The sequence below is a fragment of the Vannielia sp. SX4 genome, from assembly GCF_052828525.1.
In genome coordinates this window covers 3,058,387-3,083,730 of record NZ_CM128247.1, presented here as the reverse complement: position 1 = coordinate 3,083,730, position 25,344 = coordinate 3,058,387, and the positions used below count along the sequence as shown (strand labels likewise).

Genomic DNA, 25,344 nt, shown 5'->3' with positions numbered 1-25,344 from the left:
GTGCGCGCCCCTCACAGCTCCGGCTTCCCGATCAGCCGCAGCTTGGCGACCTCGCCCACGCGGATCGCCTCGATCACCGTGGCCACATCCTGCGTGGTGGCGACCGGCGTGGTGAACAGCAGGATCTCCTCCAGACCCTTCTCCTTCAGCGCCGGGATCACCTGCGGCAACGCATCGAGCGGCAGCACGGCGGAACCGGCCCGCAGCTCACCCCGGCCAATGTGCCAGATCACGATGCTCTGCGCTCCGCCGCCCGCCGCCTCGGGTTCCGCCGTGCTCTGGCCCGTGGGCGCGGCGGGGGTGCCGAGGGTAATCAGCGAATAGGGCGCGAGAGATGTGCTGAGCATGAAGAAGATCAGCAGCTGAAACATCACATCGGCCAGCGGCGTGAGAGCAAAGGGGGCTTTGCGGTCGCCGCGCGGGTCGGGCAGGTACACATCGCCGGGCCGGGTGCCGCTCGTCGGCATCGCCGCGCCGATCACCGTATGCCCGGCCCCGCCGGAGAGCCCGGTGGCATGGGGCATCTGGCCGCCGATGACCGTCTTGCCAGACATCGGCGCGCCCGCCCGATCAGACGATCGTCTTGCCCGGACGGGTCTCCACCCGCCCGTGCAGCACGGTCGATATCAGTCGCTCCAGAGACTCGCGCTCGCGGGCGATGCGGCCCTCGAGCCAGAGTGAGACGAAATAGAAGAAGATCGCGATGGCTAGGCCCACGGCGGTGGTGATCAGCGCGGTCCAGATGCCGCCCGCGAGCACGCTCGGGTCCACCGCGCCCTCGGCCTGAGCCAGCCGCCCGAAGGCCTCGATCATGCCCACCACGGTGCCCAGCAGGCCGAGCATCGGCGCGGCCTGCACCACCGCCTCCAGCGCGTTCATCCGCCGACCCATCAGCGCCAGCTCGTCGAGCGCGGTCTGGGTGGCCAGCTCGCGGGCGAAGTCGCGGTCACCGGGGTTTTGCCGCAGGGCGGAGAGCGCCGCAAAGAGCACCCGCACGGCGGAGGTGTTGCGCTTGTCGGCAATCGCCAGCGCCCCGTCGCCATCGCCGCGCAGGTATTTCTCCACGATCTGGCCGGGCAGCCTGCGCCGCCCGACGCCGAGGCGCATGAACTGGAAGATCTTGAAGAGCGCGACCGTCAGCGCCAGCAGGGAAGCCCCCGCAAGCACCGCCAGAATCGCCCATGCGTAGCCGCTCAGCCCGGCGGGCAAATAGGCGTCCATCCGTTACTCCCGTTGCCGGGCGCCGAGCCTTTGCTCAGAGCCCGAACTGGATTTCTGCGCGCGACGAGGTGGTGAGCCCGGCCATGCAATCGGGCGCGGCGTCGCCGGTGCCCACGCATTCGCTCACCGAGTTGACCAGCAGGCGCGAGATGTTCGAGCAGGGCATGTCGGCCAGGTCGAACTGCACGACCTTGGTCTTGTCGGCCTGAAGCTGGCCGAACTCGAGGATCAGCAGCCGCGAGACAACGCCATCCTGATCGAAGACGGCCACCTCGTAGCTGGCCTTGTCGAGGCCCTCGCCGGTGTTGTTGGTGGCCACATAGGTCAGCCGGCAGCCCTCGCCCACATCGCGGGCGGCGTTCAGTTCGAGGCCGAAGTTGCCCGCCTGGGCAAAGGCCGGAATGGCCGTGCCGACGGCCATGGCCGATGCGAGAAGCGTGGTAGAAAGTGTTTTCAGAACAGGCACGTCGCGCCTCCCCCCGTTGCGATGAGTTCTTATGGACAAATTGCTAACACGCGGCCCGCACTGCCGCAAAGCCCCCGCTTTGAAAAATCGCGCGAGGCGGGGCAGATGGCTGGGGAGGGGCCGCAAAACCGGGAGGCGACAAAAGCAAAAGGCCCGGCGGGCGCAAGCACCACCGGGCCTTGAATTTCTACCGGGTCAGCGGATCAGCGGAACTGGCCGACGCTCCACATCGAGCCGGCCTTGATCTTGGAGCCACCGCGCGGGGATTTGGTGCGGGTCCGCACGATCACCTGCCGCTCAGTCGTCGGACGGCCGGTCACCGGGAAGGCGGCGCGGTCGTCATCTGCAGCCGCAACAACCTCCGGGCGCGAGACGGGCTTCGGCAGGTTGGTTCTGCCACCGTCGTCGTTGCCACCCGTGGAGACACCGGCATTCTCCTGACCACGCCCCGGTCCATCATTGCCGTTGGCGCCACTGTCGATTTCCTGGCTGGCGGAGGCGCTAATGTCTTCGGCGCTCCGCATCTCTTCCAGAGAGGCCGCGCCTTCCTTCGACATCGAGGAGGTCGCGCCAACAAATTCGGCCAGCGCATTCTCGGTCGAGTTGATCTGGTCCAGCTTCACCAGTCCGGGCACCGCGGGTGCGATAAAGTGGAATTTGGCGATCTGCGCGGATGCGGGGGCGGCAAGAGCCAGCGACATGGCGGTCACAGCCACCAACGGCTTTGCGAACTTTGCAGTCATGGTCTCTCTCCAGCGTTGTGTCCACACTACCCTGTCACGCGATTGTTTTCAATGTGCGGCTGAAAGATGGCGATTTCTTGCCCACCGGATCAAAAGCGGTTTAAGTCGCCTCATGGCTTCCCGAGTTTCTTTGAAAAACGCTTGTTTTGCTGGTTTTGCGCTGGCTGCAGGCACCATTTCCGCCGCACCCGCAGAAGCTGAATTTGCCGTCTGCAACCAGAGTTTTGATGTAATTAACGTGGCGATTGCGCAACTGGTTGACGGCCAGTTCAGCACCGAAGGGTGGTGGACGATCGGCACGAACCAATGCGCGAACGTCATCAAGCAGGAGCTGACCAACCGGTATATCTACGTCTACGCGACCGATGTTTTCGGCCAACCGATCCTCGATGGCAGCGTTTCAATGTGCATCGGCGCCAAGGCCTTCGAGATCGAAGGGATCGAGAGTTGCTGGGAGCGCGGGCACCGCGCGGCGATGTTTCACGAGGTCGACACGCAGGCCACGGTGCGCTGGACCCTCTTCATCACGCCCCGGGGTGGCGGCTGACGGGGTTGAATCGCGAATGGTTCAATCACATCTAGTTGAAGATAAAGATTTGATCTGCCTAGGGTCGCATTGAAGACCCCTATCGGGTAGAGTGAAGCGCAAGTTTTTTTGACCCAGAGATGATTGGCGGAGACAATGGTGACACTGCCCGACCCCAAGAGCTTTTCCCACAGGATCGCACGTGCAGGCACGGGGCTGCGCTCGGCGTCTGCACTCGTCGGTGGTGCGGCCCGCAGGGCCGGGCTTGGCCGGGCAGCCCGCAGCGCACCTATGGCGCTGATCTTCGTTACAGCCGCCACTCTCACGGCCGAAGCCAAGCGCGTGGCGCTGGTGGTCGGCAACGCGGCCTATGACAACGTCTATGCCCTGAAGAACGCCACCAATGACGCCAGCGACCTTGCCGCGGCGCTGGAGCGGCTCGATTTCGAGGTCACCCTGCTGACTGATGCCTCCGAGGCCGATTTCTGGGCGCGGCTCGACAGTTTCGCCGACTCCGCCGAGGGCGCGGAGAGCGCGATGTTCTTCTTCTCCGGCCACGCCTTCCAGCTCAGCGGTGCCAACTACCTCGTGCCGACCGATGCCACGCTGGCCTCCAAGGAAGCCATCGAGAACGAGACATGGCGGCTCGACGAGATCGTCAAGCGCCTCGCGGCCAAGAACCGCCAGACGCTGATCTTCCTCGATGCCTGCCGCAACAACCCGCTGCCGGAAAACCTGCGCAGTGGCTCCGATGGTCTGGCCCAGATGGAAAAGGGCTCCGGCACCTTCGTGGCCTTCGCCACCCAGCCCAACAACGTCACCTCCGACGGGGCAGGGGAGAACTCCCCCTTCACCCAGGCGCTGCTGAACCACATCGAAGAGCCGGGCATCTCGGTCTCCGACCTTATGATCCGCGTGCGCAACGACGTGGAGAGTGAGACCTTCGGCCGTCAGACGCCGTGGGATCAGTCCTCGCTCCGCGCCCAGTTCTACTTCAACCCGCAGGTCGAAAAGACCGCCGAGCTGACCGATGCCGACTATGAGCTGATCGCCGCGCTCGACCCTGAAACCCGCAAGCGCCTGCTCGCGGCCCTTGGCAACTCGGGCACGAACATCGTGATCGAAGAGGTCGAGGAAGAAGTCGAAGAGATCGTCGAGGCCGTCGCCATCGTCGACATCGTCGATGTGCCCGATGAGGACACCCCGGTCGAAACCCCGGACAAGGCCAGCGGCGAAACGGTCGTGGCCTCCAACGATGCCGAAACCGCCGCTGGCGGTGAGAGTGCCGTTGTCATCATCGGTGGCGATCAGGCCCCCGAGCGGGTGACCGGCAGCGAAAGCGAGAAGGCCGGCAGCACCACCGGTGCCGAAACCGTCGTGGCCTCCAACGAGGCCGAGCGCGCCGAAGGCACCAATGGCGCCGAGCGTGTGACCGGCACCGAAGTGGCAGGCGCAGAGCGTGTGACCGGCTCCGAGGTGCAAGGCACCGAGGTTGCAGGCGCCGAGCGCGTCACGGGGTCCGAGGTGGAAGGCACCGAAGTGGCCGGCGCTGAGCGTGTCACCGGGACCGAAGTGACCGGTGCAGAAGTAACGGGCACCGAAGTTGCAGGCGCCGTGCCGCCCGACCCCAACGCAAGCCGCACCAAGGTGATCGGCCCCGATGGCGAAGAGCGCGAGGCGGTGATCCTCGCAGGCCTCGCCCCGACCCGTTCGCTGGAGCCGACCACCGCCGAGCCGCGCAGCCGCGTGATCGGTCAGGAGATCGACCGCAACAGCGATGCCGCCCGCGAGGCCGGGGTTGCCCCCGCCGCGCCGGAACTGGCAGGCAAGGAGCTGGCCTCCGCCGTGCAGACCGAGCTGAGCCGTCTCGGCTGCTACCGGATGAACATCGATGGCGACTGGGGCAAGGGCAGCCGCGTCTCGCTCTTCCGCTACTACGCCGCCCGCAAGATCGCTTCCGATCAGCTCGAGCCCTCCAACTCGCTGCTGCGCCGCCTGCAGTCCGATGACGAGGTGGCCTGTAAGGCCGTGCAGCAGGTGGCCTCCAAAAAGGCCTCCAAGGCGATCAGCAAGGTCCGCACCGCGGCCGCCACCAAGCGGGCCGCCGCGCCGACGAAGGCCGCCGCCAAGAGCACCGGCAAAAAGCGCATTCAGGGCAACACCACCACCGTCCGCACCAAGTCGGGCGGCACCAAGAAGACCGTGACCAAGAAGCTCCGGGCCGGCGTGTTCCGCTAAGGCCCGGCCCCGCAGCCGACCCGGGAGGGCGCCGATGTTCACTGTGATCCGGGTGTGCCTGAGGGCCCTGTCCTGCCGCCGTGCGGGGTTGGCGCTTGCGGCGCTCGCCTTCGGGGTGGCTGAGCCGCTCTGGGCCGAGGGCCGGGTGGCACTGGTGATCGGCAATGCCGCCTATTCCGACCTTCAGCCGCTGGCCAACCCGGTGAACGATGCTCAAGGCATAGCCTCGGCGCTGGAGCGGCTGGATTTTCAGGTCACCCTCATCACCGACGCCCCGAAAGACCGTCTCGCCCCCGTGCTCGATGCCTTCGTCGCCAGTGCTGAAGATGCCGAGACCGTGCTCTTCTACTACTCCGGCCACGCCTTCCAGCAGGAGGGGCGCAACCTTCTCGTGCCTGCCGACGCCGGGCTGAAATCACCCGAGGCGCTGCGCGGTGAGACATGGGATTTTTCCGAGGATATCGTCGCCCGCCTCGCCGCGCCCGGCCGCCAGTCGCTGTTCTTTCTCGATGCCTGCCGCAACAACCCGCTGCCGCTCTCGCTGCGCAGTGAGGCGGGCGAGGGGTTGGCCAAGCCCGATACCGGCACCGGTAGCTTTGTGGCCTTCGCCACCCAGCCCGGCGCCGTCGCCCGCGACGGGATCGGCGCCAACAGCCCCTTCACCCTCGCCATGCTGAAAAATATGGAGACCAAGGGCATCTCGATCTCCGACCTGATGATCGCCGTGCGCGGTGAGGTGATCGAGGCCACCCATGAAACCCAGGTGCCGTGGGACCAATCCAGCCTGCGCGCGCAGTTCTACTTCGCCCCGGTCGAGGAGCAGGGCGCCACGATCACCGAGGCCGACCTTGATGCCATCGGCGGGCTGGACGAGGAGAGCATCCGCAACGTGGTGGGCGCGCTGGCAGACAACGGGGTGACGCTCGAGATCCTCGTGGTCGACGATGAGCCGGTCGAACTGGCCGATGCCACGCCCAACCCGATCGTCGCCATCGATGATGTAGAAGAGACCGGCACCGCCGAAGGCGAAGGCGAAGAAGTCGCCATGCTGGACGAGACCCGCTCGGTGGGTGAAGGGGCAGAGGCGGGCGAAGCACCCAGCCTCGCCGACAGGGTCGCCGCCGCCGAGGCCGTGGTGGCCGCCGCCGCCGCCCGCAACCCCAGCGGCCCCTCCGAAGAGGACCTGGCCGCCGTCGACCTGCCCGACAACCTCGCCCTCGGCGTGCAGCAGGAACTTACCCGCGTCGGCTGCCACCGCGCCGCAAACGATGGCCTTTGGGGCCGCGTCAGCCGCATCTCGCTGCTGCGCTACTACACCGCCAAGGGCAAGGTGAGCGCCGAAGAGGCCAAGGCTGAGCCGACCGAGCTTGCCTTCCGCCGCCTTTCGCTCGAGCCGGGGGTGGTTTGCGAAGGTGTCGTGGCCGCGCCGGTCCGGGTTGCCGCCAAATCCTCCGGCCCCAAGCGTACGGTGATCCAGAAGGCCGCCACCCCCGCGCCCCGCACCCAGCCCAAGACCCCGACCCGCACGATCAGCACCCAGCCCACCACCACCGACCGGGGCACAAAGGTGCCCGCCAGGATCAACCGGCTCTCCCGCGGTGCCATCGGCGGCTGATGCGCCCGGCGAGGCGCTTGAACTGGACCAGAAACCTGCCATCCTGACCCCGTGCTGAAAGATCAGATAGACCCGCGCTTCACCCAAGCCGCCAGCGCCGCCAAACGGCGCAAGCGGGCGGCCCGGCGCGGGCGTGTGCTGATCGCGCTGGTCGCCTTCGTACCGGTCATCCTGCTGGGCCTCGGTGTGTGGTTCACATGGGACAAGTGGTCGTTCAACACCGGCGGCGGCGAGGTGGCCGAAGAAGACCTCGAAGAAGGCTTCGCCATCTCCTCGGATGAAGACACCGCAGCCGCCTCATCCGCCTTCGTCGCCGCCTTCGTCGACCTCGCGGGCGATCCGCTGATCATCCGCTTCGCCGAGAACGGCGAGGAGACCAAGCGCAAGCTCGAGGCCCCGGCCACCCTGCGCGGCACCCCCCGCGCCCCGCGCGGTGAACTGCTACTGGTGAGCGATGTGATGGTCTCCACCGAGGCCCGCTTCGTCACAACGCTGCCCTCCAGCCAGGAAGACTTTGCCTTCTTCCAGCTGCAAAAAAGCGCGCCCCAACAGGCCGAGGCCGCGGATGCGGAAGACGCCCGCGAGGTGGCCGAGGCGCTGGAGGCCGAAGGCGCCGAAGACGTGGCCGAAGACCTGGGCGAGGCCGCCGAGACCGAGGGCTACGAAGAGGCCGAGCTGGACGACGCCACCGGCGGCTGGGGCGAGGCCGTGGGCGATGAAGAGGAGGGCGTGCCCGGCTTCACCGAGACGGCAATCGAAAACACCACCTCCGTCGTCTACACCCGCCCGCAGGACCTGCGCACCAAGCTCGACCGCGACATCTTCGTGAAAATTCAGCACGACCGCCCGCTCGACGACCTGCTGATCGACAACGGTTTTTTCGAGAACGAGGCCGAAAAGGTCGCTGAGGCGGCGCGCGAGTATTTTGAGATGGAGGGCGTGAAGGCAGGGCAGGTTGTGGCCATGCGCGGCCAGCCCGAACTCGGCGGCTCGCTCTCCTTCCGGCAGATGTCGATCTACGACAATGAGGTCTACTTCGGCACGCTGGCGCTGACCGACGAGGGAGACGTGGGCCCGGGCTCCGACCCTTGGGTGGATGACGAGCTCTTCGACTACGCCGGCGAGGACGAGGCCGAGGAGGTGACCGAGCAGCGCTACCGGATGCTCGATGCCTTCTACTCGGCCGCCATCCGCAACGGCATCCCCTCGGTGATCGTGGGCGAGGCCATCGCGCTCCTGAGCAAGGAGCACGACCTCTCGGCCTTCGCCAACCCCGGTGACAAGATGCGCTTTCTCTACGCCCCGCCCGGCGAGGGCGACGAGGGCGGCGATGGCTCCAGCCGCATCCTCTATATCTCGATCCAGGGCGACTCGGTGGATATTGAATGTTTCGTCTATGCCACCAACGCCGAGGGCGACATGGGCTGCTTCGGGCTGAAGCCCAAGGCCGGCGGCGGCGGCGGGCTGGTGAGCGGCATGGTGACCCCGGTGAAGGGCGTGCTGACCTCGCGCTTCGGCCCGCGCCACCACCCCATTTTGAAAACCGTGCGCGTCCACAAGGGCGTCGACTGGGCCGCGCCCACCGGCACGCCCATCTACGCTGCCTTCGACGGCACGGTCAGCTACACCGGCCCCGGCGGCGGCTACGGCAACCTGCTGAAGATCACCCACGCGGGCGGCATGGAAACCCGCTATGCCCACCTCTCCAAGTTCGGCTCCCAGCCCGGCCAGCGGGTGAGTGCGGGCGATGTGGTGGGCTACGTCGGCACCACCGGCCGCTCCACCGGCCCGCACCTGCACTTCGAGCTCTACCTCGGCGGCACCGCGATCGACCCGCTCGGCTCCTCGGTGCCCTCCGGCGGGGGCGGCGGAGGCGGGATGACAGCGGATGGCTCCGGCGCGGTGGAGCAACTGGTCAACCAGATCATCCGGGTGGAATCCGGCGGCAACGCCACGGCGAAAAACCCGCTCTCCACCGCGACTGGCCTCGGCCAGTTCATCGAGAGCACCTGGATCCGGATGATGCGGACCTATCGCCCGGACCTCGCCTCCACCCTCAGCCGCGCCGAACTTCTGGCGCTGCGGAACGACCCCACCATCAGCCGCGAGATGGTGAAACGGCTAGCAATGGAGGGCGAAAGCTACCTGCGCGCCCGCGGCCACGGCATCACTGCGGGCCGGCTCTACCTCTGCCACTTCCTCGGGGCGCAGGGCGCGGCGGTTGTGCTCTCCAACCCCGACGACGCGCTGCTGATCGACGTGCTGGGCGCCGGGGTGATCCGGGCCAACCCCTTCCTGACCGGCAAGACCGTGGGCTACGTGAAATCCTGGGCCGAAAGGAAGATGTCAGGCCGCAAGGGGGCCGTGGTGGTCACCTCCGCCCCGGTCATCCGAGAACCCGGCGGCCTGCCCGACTACCGCAAGGAAATCGGCGCTCTCCTGACCCGCATCTGAGCGCTGCCAAATCGCGCGCCCTGCGGGTGCATTCCTTTTATTATCCGCCAGTGGCGGGGCCTCTGCCCATAGCGAACCGGAGGCACCGGTTGCGCGGGCGGGGTAGGATATTTGCAGCAAGAAAATGCACAGGCGGTGCGCACAATTTGACTCAAATTGTCCATTTTCTTGCTCCAAGTATCCCCGCCGGCGGCCTCAAATCTCTTCTGGCGCGCCCTCAAGCGGCGAGACTGGTCTCGGGGAGGGCATCCAGAGCCCGCTCCAGCACTTCAAGCCCCGCATCTTCGCGGTGCGCCTGCTCCGAGAGGATGCGCCGCCACGCGCGGGCGCCGGGGCGGCCCTGGAAAAGGCCGAGCATGTGCCGGGTTATCTGGGCGAGCTTGCCGCCTGCTTCCAGGTGGGCGGCGATGTAGGGGCGCATGGCATCCACCACGTCGCGGCGGGTCTTGCCGCTGGGCGCTTCGCCAAAGACCTGCTCATCGGCAAAGAGCAGCAGGCCGGGGTCGTGATAAGCGGCGCGACCAATCATCACCCCATCCACGCCGGTGCCGAGATGCTCCTGCGCCTCTTCAAGCGAGCTGATGCCGCCGTTGATCGATATGTGCAGCCCGGGGAACTCCGCCCGCATCTGGTGGACGAGCGGATAATCCAACGGCGGCACCTCGCGGTTTTCCTTCGGGCTCAGGCCCTGAAGCCAGGCCTTGCGCGCGTGGATGGTGACGCGGGTCACGCCAGTGCGCTCAATCATCGCCAGAAAGGCGGGCAGCACCTCGCGCGGCTCCTGCTCATCCACCCCGATACGGCACTTGGCGGTCACCGGCACCGAGACCGCTTCGCGCATCGCGGTGAGGCAGTCTGCCACCAGCCCGGGCGATTTCATCAGCACCGCGCCGAAGCAGCCCGATTTCACCCGGTCCGAGGGGCAGCCGATGTTCAGGTTCACCTCGGCATAGCCCGCCGCCTCGGCCATCCGCGCGGCCTCGGCCAGCTCCTGAGGCTCTGAGCCGCCGAGCTGCACCGCCACCGGGTGTTCGGCGGCGTTGAACTCCAGCAAGTGGGTCGCCCCGCCGCGCACCAGCGCAGGCGCCGTGACCATCTCGGTGTAAAGTAACGTGCGCGCGGTCAGCTGGCGGTGGAAGAACCGGCAGTGACGGTCTGTCCAATCCATCATCGGGGCGACGGACAGGCGGGCAGCTTCAAGGGTGGTTTCGGCAGATGGCGTCATGGCAGGCCGTATCTAGCGCCCTGCGCCCGGCAGCGCCAGTCAGTCCCCGAAGGACACATCCGCAGCGCCCGCATCGGCCGCGCCGCCGCAGGAGATCGCATCGCCCACACGGCCTGCCGGGATGCCGTTGACATACACGCTGCCCGACCCGCCCGAGAGCGCGCGCGGGTGCGGCGGGAGCGGGCAGGTGGGGCAGGCGTGGGGCACATAGGCATCGCCCTTGCGCACCACCGCCTTGCCCTCGGCATAGACATTGGGCGAGGCCCCGATCGCAGGGCTGGGCGGAAAGTGGCAGCTGTGGCCCGATCCGATATCGCCGAGCCGTGTGACCTTTGGCATTGCCTGCGCTCCTATTCGCGGCGTTTCTTCCTTTCAATCTGCTCGCTTGCGCGGACCGATGCAAGAGCCGGCTCAGAGCGCCGCCTGCACCGCGCGGGCAATCACCAGCTCTTCGTTGGTCGGCAACACCAGTGCCGGCAGGCCGGAGGAGATGCGCGTGCCGCCGTCTTCGTTGGAGTGGGCGTCCAGCGTGAAGCCCAGAAAGGCGAGCTGCTCCAGCACCCGGGCGCGGATCGGGGCGGCGTTCTCGCCAATGCCGCCGGTGAACACCAGCGCATCGATCCCGCCCATCGCCGCCGCCATCGCCGCCACCTCCTGCGCCACCCGGTCGACGAAATAGTCCACCGCCTGCGCCGCCTCGGGGGCCTCCGAACCGAGCAGCGCCCGCATGTCGTTGGTCATGCCCGAAAGGCCCTTCAGCCCGCTCTCCTTGTAGAGCACCTGGGTGATCTCGGCGGAACTCATGCCCTGATCGTCCAGCATCCAAAGCAGCACGCCCGGGTCCATCTGGCCGGGGCGGGTGCCCATGCAAAGGCCGGAGAGGGCAGAGAACCCCATGGTCGACGCCACCGAGCGCCCGCCCTCCATCGCGCAGAGCGAGGCACCATTGCCAAGGTGGGCCACCACCACGCGACCCTCGTGCAAGGCAGGCCAGTCCTCGGCCAGCTTGCCCGCGATATAGGCGTAGCTCAACCCGTGAAACCCGTAGCGCCGCACGCCCATGTCGTAGAACTTGCGCGGCAGCCCGTAGGTGTCATGCACCCAAGGATGCCCGCGGTGAAAGGCGGTGTCGAAGCAGGCGACCTGCAGCGTATCGGGAAAGGCCCGGCGCGCGGCGCGCACCGCCGAGAGGTTGTGCGGCTGGTGCAGCGGGGCGAGCGGCTCCAGCGCGGTGAGCGCGGAGATCGCGGCATCATCCAGCACCAGCGGGGCGCCATGATCCGGCCCGCCATGCACCACCCGGTGCCCCATGCCGACCACCTCGCGCCCGCCCAGATAGGGGGCGATGGCGGCCAGAATGGCGGTGACAGCCTCTTGGTGATTGGCCGCCGGTATCCGCCGCTCCAGCTTGGGCTCATCGGGGATTTCGAGGTCGAGCTCGGTGTCGCCCCCGATCCGCTCCACCTGTCCGCCAGCCTCTTCTTCCAGCGTCTCGGCATCGAAGAGCCCGAACTTGATCGAGCTGCTCCCTGCATTCAGCGTAAGGATCGCGCTCATGGCTTGCGGTTGCTCTGGTAGAGCGCGGCCACGGCGCAGGAGGCGAGGCGCGCGGCGTCATCATCGGCGCGGGAGGTCAGGATCACTGGCACGGCGGCCCCGATCACGATGCCCCCGGCCTCGGCATGGGCGACAAAGGTCAATTCCTTGGCCAGCATGTTGCCCGCCTCCATGTTCGGCGCCACCAGAATCTCGGCGCGGCCCGCGACCAACCCCTTGATTCCCTTCGTCTTTGCCGCATCCACGTCAATCGCGTTGTCCATCGCCAGCGGCCCGTCGACCAACCCGCCCTTGATCTGGCCGCGGTCGGCCATCTTGCTCAGCACGGCGGCGTCGATGGTGCTCGGGATCTTGGGGTTCACCGTCTCGACCGCGCTCAAGATGCCCACCTTCGGCTCGGCGATCCCCAGCGTATGGGCGAGGTCGATGGCGTTTTGCACGATATCCACTTTGGTCTCGAGATCGGGCATGATGTTGATCGCGGCATCGGTGATCAGCAGCAGGTGCTCCAGCCCCGGCACATCCATCACGAACACATGAGAAATCTGCCGCCCCGTCCGCAGCCCGCCCTCGCGGGCAAAGACCGCGCCCAAGAGTTGCCCGGTGTGCAAATGCCCCTTCATCACCGCCTGCGCCCGGCCCTCATGCACGAGGCTGACGCCTAGCTTGGCGGCCTTGGCATGATCCGGCTCGGCGATGATCTCCAGCCCCGAGATGTCGCGCCCGATCTCCTCGGCAGCGGCGGCAATCTTCAGCGGATCGCCGATGAGGATGGGGGTGATCAGCGTGTGATCCCAGCCCAGCAGCGCCCCACCCAGAGAGTTCGCCTCCTCCGGCGCCACAACGGCAGTCGGGATCGCGGGCAGAGGGCCTGCCAGGTCGATCAGTGCATCGAAATGCTTGTGCCGCCGCACCGTGAGGCCCGGAATGTCATCGGCCTTGAAGCTCTGCGGATGCTCCGGCGCAAACACCGTCGCCTCGCCGCGCACGATCACCGCGCCATCGCTCACCCGCGTCACCGTGGTGTGAAACCGCGCCACACGGTCCGGCTCCTTGGCCGTCAGCACCACCTTGGTCACCACCTCGTCGCCGGCAAAGGCCCGGCCGCAGAACTCCAGATCCTGGCTGCGATAGAGCGTGCCCGGCCCGGGGAGCTGGTTGCCGAACACCGCCGAAATTTGCGCCGCCAGCCACATCGAGGGCGTCACCGCCTCGGGCAGCCCGTCGCCATCGCCATCCTCGCGCGGCAGGTGCAGCGGGTTCAGGTTGCCGGAACTGTTCGCGAAGACATAGAGATCATCGGCCAGCACGAGCCGCTTGCGCTCCGCCTCCATGCCCACCTCGAGCTGGTCGTAGGGGGTGTTGGTGAATTCCTGAATCATCAAATGGCTCCTTCGAAATGTCCGGGCAAGACTGGCGCAACCCGCGCCCCTTGGCCAGCCTCCCCGGCCTGCCACGGCGAGGTAACGCCGCGATGACGCGACAAGCGCCAAAACTTTGGGCCGGCAGCCTCACCACCCGCCCGCCGCACAAACGACAATTCGACTAAAATTGTCCCCACCCCGCTTGCATTTTCTTGCTGCAAATATCTCCGGGGGGTGTGGGGGGCTGGCCCCCCACTAAAAGGCGCGGTGTGGGGGTGCTCCCCCCAATAGCCCAGCCCTAGCCGCCCCTGCGCTCCACCCGGCCTGCGCGCCCGCCACGCCGCTTGCGGTGTTGCGCCGCCCGCTCGGGCAGTTCCTCGATCAGCGCGTGGCGCTCCTCGGGGCTCATCCGGCCCCAGGCGGCGATCTCGTCTATTGTGCGCAGGCAGCCGGTGCAGAGCCGGGTCTCTGGGTGGATCACGCAGATCTTGATGCAGGGGCTCTCGATCTCGTCGCGGCGCCAGAGCTCGTCCATCAGCCCCTCCCGAGGTAGGCGAGCCGGTCGAGCGCGCCTTGCAGGATGTAGCCCGCGGCCACATGGTCGATGACCTCCGCCCGGCGGGCGCGGGAGGTGTCGGCCTCCAGCAGCGCGCGCTCGGCGGCAACGGTCGAGAGCCGCTCATCCCAAAACCCCACCGGCCCCTCCCAGAGCCGCGAGAGGTTGCGGGCAAAGGCGCGGGTGCTCTGCGCCCGCGGTCCTTCGGTGCCATCCATGTTGCGGGGCAGGCCCAGCACGAGGCCACAAATTGAACGTTTGTTCAATATGTCCAGAAGCGCCTCGGCATCCTGCGTGAACTTCTTGCGTTTCACCGTTTCCAGCGGCGTGGCGACAGAGCGCAACCCGTCCGACACCGCCACGCCGATGGTTTTAGTGCCAAGGTCCAGCCCGGCCAGCGCTCCGGCGCGGGGCAGGGCACCGGCGAACTCCTCGAAGGCGTCAAAGATCACTGGCTTCCTCCTGCCGCCGCTTCGATCAGGGCAATAGCCTCGGGCGATCCGTCAAACACCTCGCGGGCCTCGGCCACGATCTCCGCCTGCCGCTCTACCTCGCCCAGCACGCCGAGCGCGCGCACGAGCTGCGCCCATTTCTCTGGGGTACCGCCGTCGGTCGCCAGCTCTTCGGCCAGCCCGTCGACCATCGACCGGATGAAGGCCTGCCGCTCTTCGGGCGACATGTCTTGTGCCGCGGCCATATCCTCGGCGCTCGGGCCGCGCACACCGGTGCTGGACGGGGCAGGGGGCGTATACTCCACCCCCGCCGCACGGGCCGCCGCGGCGATCTGCGTCGGCAGGTCTGCGGCCCAGGGCGCATCGGGCGGCAGCTCATCCATCACCCGGCGCCAGACGTTGAACGCCAAGTCCGGCCGCCCGGTCTGCGCCCGCATCAGGCCCCAGTAGTAGCGGGCCTCCACGTTCTCGGACTCGCGCCGGAGCGCCTGTGCCAGCGCCGCCTCCGCTTCGGGAGACACATAGCCGCCCGCCTCGGTGATCCAGAGTTGCGCCAAGAGCAGATAGTCCTGCGCCCCGGCATCCTCCGCCTTGATCCGCAGCACCGCCTCCTGCGCCTTGGCGGCAGCGCCGAAGTTGCCCATTGCCGCCTCGTTGCGCACCAGCAGTACATGACCCTGAAGGTCATCGGGGCGCTCGGCCACGGCGGTGCGCAGCTGCGCCATCAGCCCCTTGAACTCTTCCGAGATGTCCGGGTCCGGCACATCGGGCAGGTTCTGTTCAAACCGCGCCACGGCATCTGCCTGCCGCATCCGGGTCTGTCGATACTCCTCCGCCGCCGCGATCCGCGCCGCGATCGGCGCATCGCCATAGCCCGGCGCGCCCAGCACCCAGTAGAGCCCGCCCGTGCCGGCCAGCACCACGACGGCTACGATCACCGCTGCGCCGAGGCTCAGTTCACGCGGCGCGCGCCCGGTGCCCGAAGCCCCCTGCGCCGCGCGGTCCGCCTCCAGCAGCCGCCGCTTGATCTCCAGTTCCAGCCGCTCGGCCTCGCCCGCATCGATCCGCCCCGCCTCGGCATCCTTTGCCACGGCGGCCAGCTGCTCGCGATACAGCGCGATCCCGGCCACATCGGCCTCCACCGCAGCGGCCCGCCCGCGCAGAAGCGCACGCAGCAGCAGCGCCACGGTCAACACCGCCAGCCCCCCGGCAAAAACCCAGAACCCCATGGTCCCTCCATGCTCGTCAGGCCCTGCCATACCGCCCCCCGCCCGGCCGTTCCACCCCTCCCGGCGTCGCACCCGGTCACAAGGTCGCAGGGCGCGTTCCGGCGGCCTCGTCACAAACCTTTGCCTTGGGTCGCAATCCGCTGGCAGCATGTCGTTTCCCCACATCTTCAAAGCCCGCATGGATTGCATTAAGGCGGGTGTTGGACCACCGCCCGAAAGGCCTGCCCGATGCGTCGCTACTCCGCCTTTGCCATCGCCCGTGAAGCGCTCCGCCACCACACCGGATGGGGCCGTGCATGGCGCTCACCCGAGCCGAAAAAGCAGTATGACGTGGTGATCGTCGGGGCAGGGGGGCACGGCCTCGCCACCGCCTACTATCTCGGCAAGAACCACGGCATCACCAATGTCGCCATCATCGAGAAGGGCTGGCTCGGCGGCGGCAACACCGGGCGCAACACCACGATCATCCGCTCCAACTACCTGCAGGATGCCTCCGCCGCGATCTATGAAAAGGCCCGCGGCCTCTACGAGACGATGAGCCAGGATCTCAACTACAACGTCATGTTCAGCCCGCGCGGCGTGATGATGCTGGCCCAGACCGAGCACGAGAAGCGCGGCTACCTGCGCACCGCCCACGCCAACGCCCTGCAAGGCGTCGCGACCGAGTTCATCACCCCCGAGCGGGTGAAAGAGATCGCGCCGATCATCAACCTCGATGGCCCCCGCTACCCGGTGCTCGGCGCCCTCTGGCAGCCGCGCGGCGGCACCGCGCGGCACGATGCCGTGGCCTGGGGCTATGCCCGCGCCTGCTCCGACATGGGGATGGACATCATCCAGACCTGCGAGGTCACCGCCGTAACCCGCGAGGGCGACCGCGTGACCGGGGTGGAAACCACCAAAGGCCACATCGGCTGCAACAAGCTCGGCATCGTGGTGGCGGGCCACTCCGGCCAGCTGGCCGAAATGGCGGGCTTCCGCCTGCCCATCGAGGCCGTGGCGCTGCAGGCCTACGTGTCGGAGCCGATCAAGCCTGCGCTCGATTGCGTCATCATGGCCAACACCGTCCACGGCTACCTCAGCCAGTCCGACAAGGGCGAGATGGTCATCGGCGGCGGGGCCGACAACCACAACAACTTCACCCAGCGCGGCAGCTTCTCGCACATTGAGGAAACCACCCGCGCCCTCATCGAAACCTTCCCGATGCTCTCCCGCCTGAAGATGCTCCGCCAATGGGGCGGCATTGTGGATATGACCGGCGATCGCTCTCCGATCCTCTCCAAAACCCCGGTCGATGGCGTCTTCATCAACTGCGGCTGGGGCACCGGCGGCTTCAAGGCCATCCCCGGCTCCGGCTGGGGCTTTGCCGAGCTGATGGCCAAGGGCCACTCGCCCCTCACCGCCGAATTCGGGCTCGAACGCTTCCGCGAAGGCCGCTTCATTGACGAGTCCGTCGCCGCCGGGGTGGCGCATTGATGCCGACCGCTAAAATCCTTTGGAACCGGGCCGCCAAACCCGGCGTTCTTCCCCCAATCACGGCGCGTGCCGCTGCGCGCCGATTGGAGACAGAACCCAAAGGAGGCCCCTCATGGCCCAGTACGAAGACCATTCGACCCACACCCACGTGCCGCGTGAACCCGTGCGCGAAAGCTCCGGTACCGGCACCCTCGCATTCATCATCGGCGGCCTCGTCGTTGCCGTTGGCGTCATCGCCTGGTTCCTCATGGGCGGCGACATCGACAGCTCCGTCACCACGGTTCCGGCTGATGGCGGTGACGCCTCCGTCACCATCGAGAGCACCCCGGCCCCGGCTCCGGCTGAAGAGAGCGCGGCACCTGCCGAGACCGCTCCCGCCGACACCGGCACCGAGGCTGCTCCGGCTGAAGAGGTTGCTCCCGCCGAGTAACCCTCGCCCCCAAACGACCCGGCCCACCCCTCAGGGGGCGGTTGCCACCACTCATGTCATGGCCGCGCCTCTCCCTCGGGGTGCGGTCATGCCTGTTTTTCAGGGCGCCTTCGTGCACGCACCGCGCCTTGTGTTCACACATCGCCCCCGCCACAACGCCCGCAGATCGCGTATGCATGGAATGTGCATCGGATGTGCATCGGTTGTGCATGCCCTCCTTCGGGCGGCTGACGGGGCGATTCATCCTTTCTTCGATTTCCGCAAACAGGGTTAACGCCGATGCTGAAATTTACTTGCCCCTATTGTGGCATTGAGGCCTCCGAGACCGAGCTGCATGCCGGCGGCGAGGCCCATCTCAAGCGTTACGGCCCCGGCTCGGCGGATGAGGAGTTCGAGGGCTATCTCTTCCTGCGGAAGAACCCGAAGGGCGTGCACCTGGAGCGCTGGCGCCATGCGATGGGCTGCGGCAAGTGGTTTCTGGCCGCCCGGCACACCGCGACGCTGGAGGTCTTCGGCACCTATCCCGCGCAAACCCACGAGCCGCCCGCCGAGATACTCGAGAAGATCCGCGCCAAATACCCGGAGGCCCTGAAATGAGCACCCGTCTGCCCACCGGCGGCCGCCTGATCGACCGCTCCAAGCGCCTCGGCTTCACCTTCAATGGCAAGCAATATCAAGGCTTTGCGGGCGACAGTCTCGCCGCTGCTCTGCTCGCTAACGATCAGGTTCTGATGGGCCGCAGCTTCAAGTATCACCGCCCGCGCGGTGTAGTGGCTTCCGGCGCCGAGGAGCCCAACGCACTCGTCGGTCTGGGCGAGGGCGGGCGGTTCGAGCCTAACCAGCGGGCCACCACCACCGAGCTCTTCGACGGCCTCACCGCCATCAGCCAGAACCACTGGCCAACGCTCGATTATGACGTGGGCGCCGTGAACGCGGGCCTCTCCCGCTTCCTGCCCGCAGGCTTCTATTACAAGACCTTCATCCACCCCCGCGCCGCGTGGAAGCACCTCTTCGAGCCTTTCATCCGCAAGTCGGCGGGTCTCGGAAAACCCTCCAACCCGGGCGACCCCGACCGCTACGAGCACGCCTTCGTCCACGTGGACCTGCTGATCGTCGGCGGCGGCATCGCCGGGCTTCAGGCCGCCCTCACGGCGGCTGGAACAGGCGCCAAGGTGCTGCTGCTGGAGCAGGAGGCCCACTGGGGCGGTCGCGCGCCCGTGGATGGCGCTGAGATCGAGGACGAACCCGCTGATGCGTGGATCAAGCGCGCCGTCGAAACCCTTGAAAACGCGCCGAATGTTACCCTCCGCAGCCGCTGCATGGGCTCCGGCGTTTATGACCATGGCTACGCGCTCGCCTACGAGCGCTGCACAGATCACACCCCCGGCGCGGCTGGCCCCCGCCACCGCCTCTGGCGCATCCGCGCGGGCCAGATCATCACCGCCACCGGCGCGCTGGAGCGGCCCCTGAGCTTCCCCGGCAACGATCGCCCCGGCGTGATGCTCGCCTCTGCCGTCCGCGATTACATCGTCAACTACGGCGTCTCCCCGGGCGACCGCGTGGTGGTCGTGACCAACAACGACGACGCATATCGCACCGCTCTCGCCGTTAATGACTCCGGCCTTTCGGTGGCCTGTATCCTCGATGCGCGGCCTTCTTCCGAGGGGCCACTGGCCCGGGCCTGCCGCGAGGCGGGCATCCGGGTCGAATCAGGCAAGGCCATCTGCGGTGTAGGAACGCGCGGCAAGCGGCTGAAATCAGTTGATATTTGTGCGCAGGTGGGCGAGGGTGCGGTGCTTGAGACCATCGAGTGCGAAGTCGTCGCCATGTCCGGCGGCTGGTCTCCCGTGGTGCACCTCTGGTCCCACTGTGGCGGTAAGCTCCTGTGGTCAGAGGAAAATTTCCACTTCTACCCCGATGTAACCCGCTTTCCCACCAGCGATAGCGGCGCCCAATACGTCCGCACCGCCGGCATCGCCTCCGGCGCGATGCTCACCGAGCAAGTGCTTGAGGACGCGAGTAAAAACGCCGTCGCCGCTCTGGCCGACCTCGGCCATTCCGCAGAGGCCTGGCGCCCCTCCGCGACGGGCGTCGAAGAGGCCAAGATGGCCCCCGTCTGGGTCATGCCGCAGGGCGCGTCCAAGGCGAAAAAATCCAAGATGTGGCTGGACTTCCAGAACGACGTTAAAGTGTCTGACGTCGAGCTGGCCGCGCAGGAGGGCTACCAGTCCGTCGAGCACACCAAGCGCTACACCACGCTCGGCATGGCCACCGATCAAGGAAAGCTCAGCAATATCAACGGCCTCGCCGTGCTCTCCGGGGCGCTGAACCAGCCGATCCCACAGACCGGAACCACCACCTTCCGCCCGCCCTATACCCCCATCTCCATGGGGGCCATTGCAGGGCCGGGCACGGGCAACACCTTCCAACCATTGAGGAAAACCCCGATCCACGCGTGGCACGAGGCCAATGGCGCCGATTGGGAGCCGGTCGGCCAGTGGCGGCGGCCCTATTGCTACCCGAAAGCAGGCGAAAGCCGCGAGGCTGCGGTGTCAAGAGAGGTCCGTAACACACGGGAATCCCTCGGTCTTCTCGATGCCTCCACCCTCGGCAAGATCCTCGTCACCGGCCCCGATGCGGGCAAGTTCCTCGACATGCTCTACACCAACATGATGAGCACGCTGGCCCCCGGCAAATGCCGCTATGGCCTGATGTGCAACGAGAACGGCTTCCTGATGGATGACGGCGTGGTCGCGCGGATCGACGAGACCACCTTCCTCGTGCACACCACATCGGGCGGCGCGGATCACATCCACGCCCATATGGAAGACTGGCTGCAATGCGAGTGGTGGGACTGGAAGGTCTACACCGCCAACCTCACCGAGCAATACGCCCAGATCGCCGTGGTCGGCCCGAACGGGCGGAAATTGTTGGAAAAACTCGGCGGCATGGATGTGTCGAAAGACACGCTGCCGTTCATGCAATGGGCCGATGGCACTCTCGCTGGCATCCCCGCCCGTATCTTCCGCATCAGCTTTTCCGGCGAACTCAGCTACGAGATCGCCGTGCCTGCCAACCGCGGGCTGGAGCTGTGGGAAAAGATCGTCGAGGCCGGGGCAGAGTGGAACATCACGCCCTACGGCACCGAGGCGCTTCACGTGATGCGGGCCGAGAAGGGCTTCATCATGATCGGCGACGAGACCGATGGCACGGTGATCCCGCAGGATCTTAACCTCCACTGGGCAATCTCCAAGAAGAAGGAGGATTTCCTCGGCAAACGGGCGCAGCAGCGCAGCCATATGGCCAGCGCCGACCGCTGGAAGCTGGTGGGCCTCGAGACCATCGACGGCTCGGTATTGCCCGATGGCGCCTATGCGCTGGGAGAGGGCAGCAATGCGAACGGCCAGCGCAATACGCAGGGCCGGGTGACCTCCACCTACCACTCGCCCACGCTGGGCCGTGGCATCGCCATGGGTCTGGTGCACAACGGGCCCGAGCGGATGGGCGAGGTAATTAAATTCAACAAGGTCGATGGCAGCACGGTCGAGGCAAAAATCGTCGATCCGGTGTTCTACGACAAGGACGGGGAGAAGCAGAATGTCTGACCCGCAGAGCGCCCTCGGCGGCGCGGTTTACCAAGGTTACCTGACGGTTAAGGATACGGGGGTACAGGGGATGCTGACCCTGCGCGGCGATCACGCGGCCCTTGCAAGTGCCGTGAAAGCGGCCACGGGGCAGGGGGTGCCAGCCCAACGGCAGATCGAAGGCGGCCTCGGTGGCGGCGCGGCGTGGGCCTCGCCAGATGAACTGTTGCTGTTCTGCGATTACGGCGGCGCTGGCGAAGCTCTGGAGAAGGCCCGCAAGGCTCTAGAAGGCCAGCACTTCCTCGCAGCCGACGTGTCGGACGCGCGGGCTGTCTTCACCCTCGAAGGCCCGGGCATTCGCGACCTTCTGGCCAAGCTCTGCCCGGCTGACCTAGCACCCGAGGCTCTGCCCACCGGCGAGTTCCGGCGCAGCCACATCGGGCAGGTCGCGGCGGCCTTTTGGATGGAAAGCGAGGAGAAGGCGACGGTGGTCTGCTTCCGCTCCGTGGCGCAATACATATTCGACCTGCTGTCAAAAGCCGCAGAGCCGGGCAGCGAGTTGGCTTACTTCGCGCCCACCGCCTCCTGAGCGGCTGGCACGTCTTCGGGGCAGAGCTCCACCCAGCTGTCGTCTTCCGCGTAGCCCAGGGCGGCCAGCGCGGAGCCGTAGCGGTCGGCATAGATGCGGGCCACCGAGCGCGGCATTTTGGAGCGCCACTGCGCCTCGGCACCCGTGCCGCTCGTCACATGGTTGAGGATACGCGCCGGGCGCTCATCCTTTTCCTTCAAGCCGCCGAAGAGGCTTGAGTCCCAGAAGGCCTCGACTGCGCCGTCGATATCGAGACCTTCGATCGCGCAGCGCTCCAGCGCCGAGCGGAAGAGGGTGCAGTCGTGATCCTCCATCAGCTCCTCGTAGCGCAGCTCCACCGCTTGCGGGTGGCCATAAGGCCAGGCCAGCATCTCGAAGAGGGTTGAGGCGTGCTTCTGCTCCATCTCGAAGAGCAGCTTATCCTGCGGGGTTTCGAGGCTCTTCAGGTAATCCTTGTAGTTCAACCCGCCCCACTCAGGCTTTTGTTCTTTCAGGAACTTCTCGTTCCCCATGGCCGCCTTCTCATGGTAGCGAGCGCCAGAGAGCAACACGTCGCGCGGGTCACGGATGACGTGGATGAAACGGGCTTCGGGCAGGGCGAAGAACTCGGCCGGAAAGCCAGAAGACCAGTTGACCACGATCTGCGGGCCGCTCTCGGGCAGGTCCGCGATGCGTTTGGGCCGGTTGGCCTGCATCAGCCCGATACCTTGCCGCTCCATGATCCGATGCAGCGTGCGCCGCAGCCAGACCGTACCTGTCTTGTGGTGGGTGCCGACGCAAAGAAACCGGGCGGCGCTCATTCCGCCGCCTCCTTCCATGTGCCGTCATTGACCCAGTCGGCGAGCTTGCGATCCTGCATCTGGTAGGCGATGGCGCGGCGGCAGGTCTCAATGCAGGCGCGGTGCAGTGCGGCGAGGTCGGCATCTTCGAGCAGTTCCGCCACCGCCTCGGCCAGACCCTCGGTGCGGATCGACTTGTCTTCATGGGTGTTGATGTCGTTCTTGTCCCAATAGCCCATGTCGATGCGGTCTTTGTTCTTGGAGTTCGCCGTACCGCGCAGCCGCTTGAGCAGGAACTCCTCGCGGCTCTTCACCGCGTAGTGGTTCACCTGCGCGCTGTCATAGGCTACGTCCTCGGCGCTGGAGCGCCACCCCTTCTCGAGGATCCGGTCCTTCATTGGCTTGCCGTCGGCGTTGACCCAGAGCCGCATGCCGGGGGTCACTTCTGTCTCCTTGCGGAACTTCGGGCGGTGGACGCCGAAGTAGTCAAACCGGGCAGGGCGGAAGAGGGTCTTGAAACCCCAGATCAGCCCGTTCTCAGGCTGCTCGAAGCTCGAGCCGCGCAAGAAGCGCCGGGTGACCAGCGCGTCAGGCTCCATATGGGCGGCGCCGCCCGAACCCATGAACCGCCAGTTGACGCTGATCGCATCTGTGTCCTCGGGGCATTGGTCAATGAGCGCATCAACCGAACCGTCGCCGATCTTCACGTTCAGGAACTCGTCGGCGTCGATGATCATCACCCAATCAGCGCTCTTCACCTCCTCCTGCCTGTTGGCGCGGGAGTAGGCGGCGCGCTGCGGGTCCATCCTTGGTCCGAGCGGGTTGTCGAAGTGGCGCACCACGCCCATCTGGTCGAGCCGGTTGAGCATGAGGTTGGTGCCATCGGTGCAATCGTTTGAAAACACGGTGAATTCATTGAAGCCGATCAGCCGGTGATAGGCGATCCACTCCAGCAGGTAGGGGCCCTCGTTCTTCATGGTCGTGACGACCATCTTGCGCGCGGTGCTCATTGGTTGTCGCTCCCCATGGTATCGGACGACTGCTCCTTGAGCCGCAACTTCACGCGGCGTTTGGCGGGTGGGTTCGCCCCGGCTTCTGAAGGCGCTTTGGCCTTCGCCCCGGGGCGGGGCGTCTTTGTCGACGCGTCTCCGGTGACGGGCACCAACGTTGGCGGCACCGGCGTGGGAGGGGCCTTGGCCTGTCTCGCCTTGGCCATTTCGGCGTGGCCCTCGCGAATCTTTTGGGCAATCACCGCCTTCATCTCGTCAGAGAGTTCGAACTCTTCGGCGGCCTCGGCGGAGGTTTTCTTTTCGGTCTCCACCGCCCGGCCTTCGGCGGCGGCGCGCATGGCCTCGCGGGTCTCGGCCTTCTTGGCGGTCTGCGAGGCGTTGATGAGCTTCGCGATCTCCTTGGGAGGCACGCCGGCCTCCTGCATCTCCTTGACCTTCTCCTGCCAGATCTTCGGCAGATGCTGAGTGAACAGCACTTCGTCGAGCCGGTCGATCGGGATCTGGCTGGCCTCTCTCAACTCGGTCAGCCACTGGTCGTATTCGCCGGTCTGGCGCAGCATGTCGACCCGGCCCTTGTGATACTCAAGCGCCCCCTCGTAGAGCGCGCGCAGCGTGTCGTCCCGCAGCATCTTGTCCATCAGCCGACGGGTGCCGCGGGCGTGGCGAAGCACGTTCTTCTGCTCTTTCTCGTTGCGGTCGAAGAGCGAGAAATAGGCGGCGTCATACTTGCCGGCCTTGTTGTTCACGTTGCCCCGGATGCGGCGCAGCAGGTAGGCCTCGTAGCTTTTGACCCCGTAGTGGTTGAGCTCCACCAGCTTGTAGCCCAGCGTCGGCTTGGTCGAGCGCCAGCCGGACAGGTTGAAGTCGGTCGGCATCGGCTCGCCGGAGCCGTTGACCCACTTTTGCTTCAGCATCTCCTGAGCACGCTCGGGGATCTGCTTAGCCTTCTTCATATGCGGGCGGTGGATGCCCAGCTTCATCTCGCCAAACGGCCGGAAGATGGTTTTGACGCCCCAGCCCTTGCGAAACTTGTCGGGCGCGGCGTTGCGATAGCTTTCGATCACCATGCCGGGGTTCCAGTCGGTCAGTTCGGACGAGCCGAAGAACCGCCATGTGATCGCCACGGCATCGGTGTCAGCGGGCAGTTCCTCGAACAGATCCTGAATCTTGCCGCGCCCGCATTTGACCGAGACGAACTCGTCGGCATCCATCGTCAGGATCCACTCGCTGTTCATCACCTCGGGGTTCTTCTCGGCGAGAGACAGCGCGTTGGGCTGGGGCTTCTTCCCCTCCGGCACATCGTTGCGGAAGTGCTTGCAGTAGCCCATCTCCTCCAGCCGCATCAGCATGGCATCGGTGCCATCGTTGCAGTTGTTGGTGTAGACGCAGATGTTATCGAAGCCGATGTGGTTGTGGTAGGCGACCCACTCGATGAGGCAATGCCCCTCGTCCTTCATCATCGACATGATGGTGTAGGTGGCCTTGGTGTCTTCGGAGGTGTCCTCTCCCTCGAGAGAGCGGTCGTTGCTCATGTAAAGCCCTGTTCGTGCCCTGTATCCGCCCCTTGGCCCGGAGCCAATCGGCGAGGGGTTAACGCCCGTTCAATGGCCGCCTTTTGCGGCGCGGCCCTGCTGCTGTCCGGCAGCTCTGGCCGGTTGGCTGCCACCATACGCGATAGGGCAATGAAGTCACCCCTCGGGGCAGGCTTGTCGCCCGATCCGAGACAATAATTGCGCAGCCGCCACAGCGTTTTGCCCGGACCTGCCCTTGACCTCGCCCCCAGTCGCCCTCTTTATCCCGGTAACGAAACCTCAAGGACAGAGAGGACCCAGC

General features: G+C 66.4%; 23 protein-coding genes. 9 read left to right on the top strand and 14 right to left on the bottom strand.

All coding sequences use genetic code 11. The annotated features are described in order from the left end of the window. Positions 1–11: 11 nt before the first annotated feature. The 4 genes from ACUXVX_RS15205 to ACUXVX_RS15190 all read right to left on the bottom strand — a co-directional run bounded on the left by ACUXVX_RS15205 (position 12) and on the right by ACUXVX_RS15190 (position 2,430). Entirely contained in the window at positions 12–554 is a 543-nt protein-coding gene (locus tag ACUXVX_RS15205) for an ExbD/TolR family protein (RefSeq protein WP_446308951.1), read from the bottom strand. A 16-nt stretch (positions 555–570) separates the two neighbouring features. Beyond that, a complete protein-coding gene (locus tag ACUXVX_RS15200) occupies positions 571–1,221 on the bottom strand; it encodes a MotA/TolQ/ExbB proton channel family protein (RefSeq protein WP_222468764.1) in 651 nt (216 codons plus the stop codon). Between the two features lie 34 nt (positions 1,222–1,255). Beyond that, positions 1,256–1,687 carry a hypothetical protein gene (locus tag ACUXVX_RS15195; protein ID WP_315898502.1) on the bottom strand — a complete coding sequence of 144 codons (432 nt, stop codon included), beginning with the start codon at positions 1,685–1,687 and terminating at the stop codon, positions 1,256–1,258. Between the two features lie 203 nt (positions 1,688–1,890). Further along, positions 1,891–2,430, bottom strand: coding sequence for a hypothetical protein (locus ACUXVX_RS15190; protein ID WP_222493958.1), 540 nt, complete (start codon positions 2,428–2,430; stop codon positions 1,891–1,893). Positions 2,431–2,668: 238 nt separating this feature from the next. On the opposite strand from ACUXVX_RS15190, the gene ACUXVX_RS15185 reads away from it, so the two are divergent. The 4 genes from ACUXVX_RS15185 (at position 2,669) to ACUXVX_RS15170 (ending at position 9,263) form a co-directional block, all read left to right on the top strand. Next, positions 2,669–2,977, top strand: a complete 309-nt coding sequence (locus tag ACUXVX_RS15185) for a DUF1036 domain-containing protein (RefSeq protein ID WP_446308950.1) — start codon at positions 2,669–2,671, stop codon at positions 2,975–2,977. A gap of 138 nt (positions 2,978–3,115) precedes the next feature. After that, a complete protein-coding gene (locus tag ACUXVX_RS15180; protein WP_446308949.1) occupies positions 3,116–5,194 on the top strand; it encodes a caspase family protein in 2,079 nt (692 codons plus the stop codon). A gap of 34 nt (positions 5,195–5,228) precedes the next feature. Beyond that, a complete protein-coding gene (locus ACUXVX_RS15175; protein ID WP_446308948.1) occupies positions 5,229–6,809 on the top strand; it encodes a caspase family protein in 1,581 nt (526 codons plus the stop codon). Positions 6,810–6,860: 51 nt separating this feature from the next. Next, positions 6,861–9,263 carry a peptidoglycan DD-metalloendopeptidase family protein gene (locus ACUXVX_RS15170; RefSeq protein WP_446308947.1) on the top strand — a complete coding sequence of 801 codons (2,403 nt, stop codon included), beginning with the start codon at positions 6,861–6,863 and terminating at the stop codon, positions 9,261–9,263. A 217-nt stretch (positions 9,264–9,480) separates the two neighbouring features. On the opposite strand, the gene dusA is transcribed toward ACUXVX_RS15170, so the two are convergent. From dusA to ccmI, 7 genes are all read right to left on the bottom strand, one after another. Further along, positions 9,481–10,488 (bottom strand): tRNA dihydrouridine(20/20a) synthase DusA, encoded by a 1,008-nt coding sequence (dusA, locus tag ACUXVX_RS15165; protein WP_446308946.1) that lies wholly within the window; start codon positions 10,486–10,488, stop codon positions 9,481–9,483. A gap of 39 nt (positions 10,489–10,527) precedes the next feature. Then, the gene (locus ACUXVX_RS15160) at positions 10,528–10,827 is read right to left on the bottom strand and encodes a PAAR domain-containing protein (protein WP_222468771.1); all 300 of its coding nucleotides are present in this window, start codon (positions 10,825–10,827) and stop codon (positions 10,528–10,530) included. Between the two features lie 72 nt (positions 10,828–10,899). Next, positions 10,900–12,045, bottom strand: a complete 1,146-nt coding sequence (locus tag ACUXVX_RS15155) for an acetate/propionate family kinase (protein WP_446308945.1) — start codon at positions 12,043–12,045, stop codon at positions 10,900–10,902. Continuing rightward, positions 12,042–13,427: a bifunctional enoyl-CoA hydratase/phosphate acetyltransferase gene (locus ACUXVX_RS15150; RefSeq protein ID WP_446308944.1), complete on the bottom strand. Its 1,386-nt coding sequence runs from the start codon at positions 13,425–13,427 to the stop codon at positions 12,042–12,044. Before ACUXVX_RS15150 ends, ACUXVX_RS15155 begins: the two co-directional genes overlap by 4 nt. A gap of 280 nt (positions 13,428–13,707) precedes the next feature. Further along, entirely contained in the window at positions 13,708–13,944 is a 237-nt protein-coding gene (locus ACUXVX_RS15145) for a DUF1289 domain-containing protein (protein WP_410000859.1), read from the bottom strand. Further along, on the bottom strand, positions 13,944–14,417 hold the full coding sequence (ruvX, locus tag ACUXVX_RS15140; protein ID WP_446308943.1) for a Holliday junction resolvase RuvX: 474 nt from the start codon (positions 14,415–14,417) through the stop codon (positions 13,944–13,946). Before ruvX ends, ACUXVX_RS15145 begins: the two co-directional genes overlap by 1 nt. Next, positions 14,414–15,646, bottom strand: coding sequence for a c-type cytochrome biogenesis protein CcmI (gene ccmI / locus ACUXVX_RS15135; protein WP_446308942.1), 1,233 nt, complete (start codon positions 15,644–15,646; stop codon positions 14,414–14,416). Before ccmI ends, ruvX begins: the two co-directional genes overlap by 4 nt. A 228-nt stretch (positions 15,647–15,874) precedes the next feature. Between ccmI and ACUXVX_RS15130 the strand changes: the two genes are divergently transcribed. The 5 genes from ACUXVX_RS15130 (at position 15,875) to ACUXVX_RS15110 (ending at position 21,722) form a co-directional block, all read left to right on the top strand. Then, complete coding sequence (locus tag ACUXVX_RS15130; RefSeq protein ID WP_446308941.1) at positions 15,875–17,119, top strand: sarcosine oxidase subunit beta family protein; 1,245 nt, start codon at positions 15,875–15,877, stop codon at positions 17,117–17,119. 112 nt (positions 17,120–17,231) lie between these two features. Further along, positions 17,232–17,549, top strand: coding sequence for a hypothetical protein (locus ACUXVX_RS15125; protein ID WP_446308940.1), 318 nt, complete (start codon positions 17,232–17,234; stop codon positions 17,547–17,549). A 279-nt stretch (positions 17,550–17,828) separates the two neighbouring features. After that, positions 17,829–18,146 carry a sarcosine oxidase subunit delta gene (locus ACUXVX_RS15120; protein WP_222493941.1) on the top strand — a complete coding sequence of 106 codons (318 nt, stop codon included), beginning with the start codon at positions 17,829–17,831 and terminating at the stop codon, positions 18,144–18,146. Next, complete coding sequence (locus ACUXVX_RS15115) at positions 18,143–21,154, top strand: sarcosine oxidase subunit alpha family protein (RefSeq protein WP_446308939.1); 3,012 nt, start codon at positions 18,143–18,145, stop codon at positions 21,152–21,154. The genes ACUXVX_RS15120 and ACUXVX_RS15115 overlap by 4 nt, the downstream gene beginning before the upstream one ends. Then, entirely contained in the window at positions 21,147–21,722 is a 576-nt protein-coding gene (locus tag ACUXVX_RS15110; RefSeq protein ID WP_446308938.1) for a sarcosine oxidase subunit gamma, read from the top strand. The genes ACUXVX_RS15115 and ACUXVX_RS15110 overlap by 8 nt, the downstream gene beginning before the upstream one ends. On the opposite strand, the gene ACUXVX_RS15105 is transcribed toward ACUXVX_RS15110, so the two are convergent. From ACUXVX_RS15105 to ACUXVX_RS15095, 3 genes are read right to left on the bottom strand one after another with little or no spacing between them, the layout of a single operon-like run. After that, positions 21,698–22,522 carry a hypothetical protein gene (locus ACUXVX_RS15105; RefSeq protein WP_446308937.1) on the bottom strand — a complete coding sequence of 275 codons (825 nt, stop codon included), beginning with the start codon at positions 22,520–22,522 and terminating at the stop codon, positions 21,698–21,700. The two genes, ACUXVX_RS15110 and ACUXVX_RS15105, sit on opposite strands and share 25 nt — an antisense overlap. Then, entirely contained in the window at positions 22,519–23,511 is a 993-nt protein-coding gene (locus ACUXVX_RS15100; RefSeq protein WP_446308936.1) for a glycosyltransferase family 2 protein, read from the bottom strand. The genes ACUXVX_RS15105 and ACUXVX_RS15100 overlap by 4 nt, the downstream gene beginning before the upstream one ends. Further along, on the bottom strand, positions 23,508–25,043 hold the full coding sequence (locus ACUXVX_RS15095; RefSeq protein ID WP_446308935.1) for a glycosyltransferase family 2 protein: 1,536 nt from the start codon (positions 25,041–25,043) through the stop codon (positions 23,508–23,510). Before ACUXVX_RS15095 ends, ACUXVX_RS15100 begins: the two co-directional genes overlap by 4 nt. Positions 25,044–25,344: the final 301 nt, after the last annotated feature.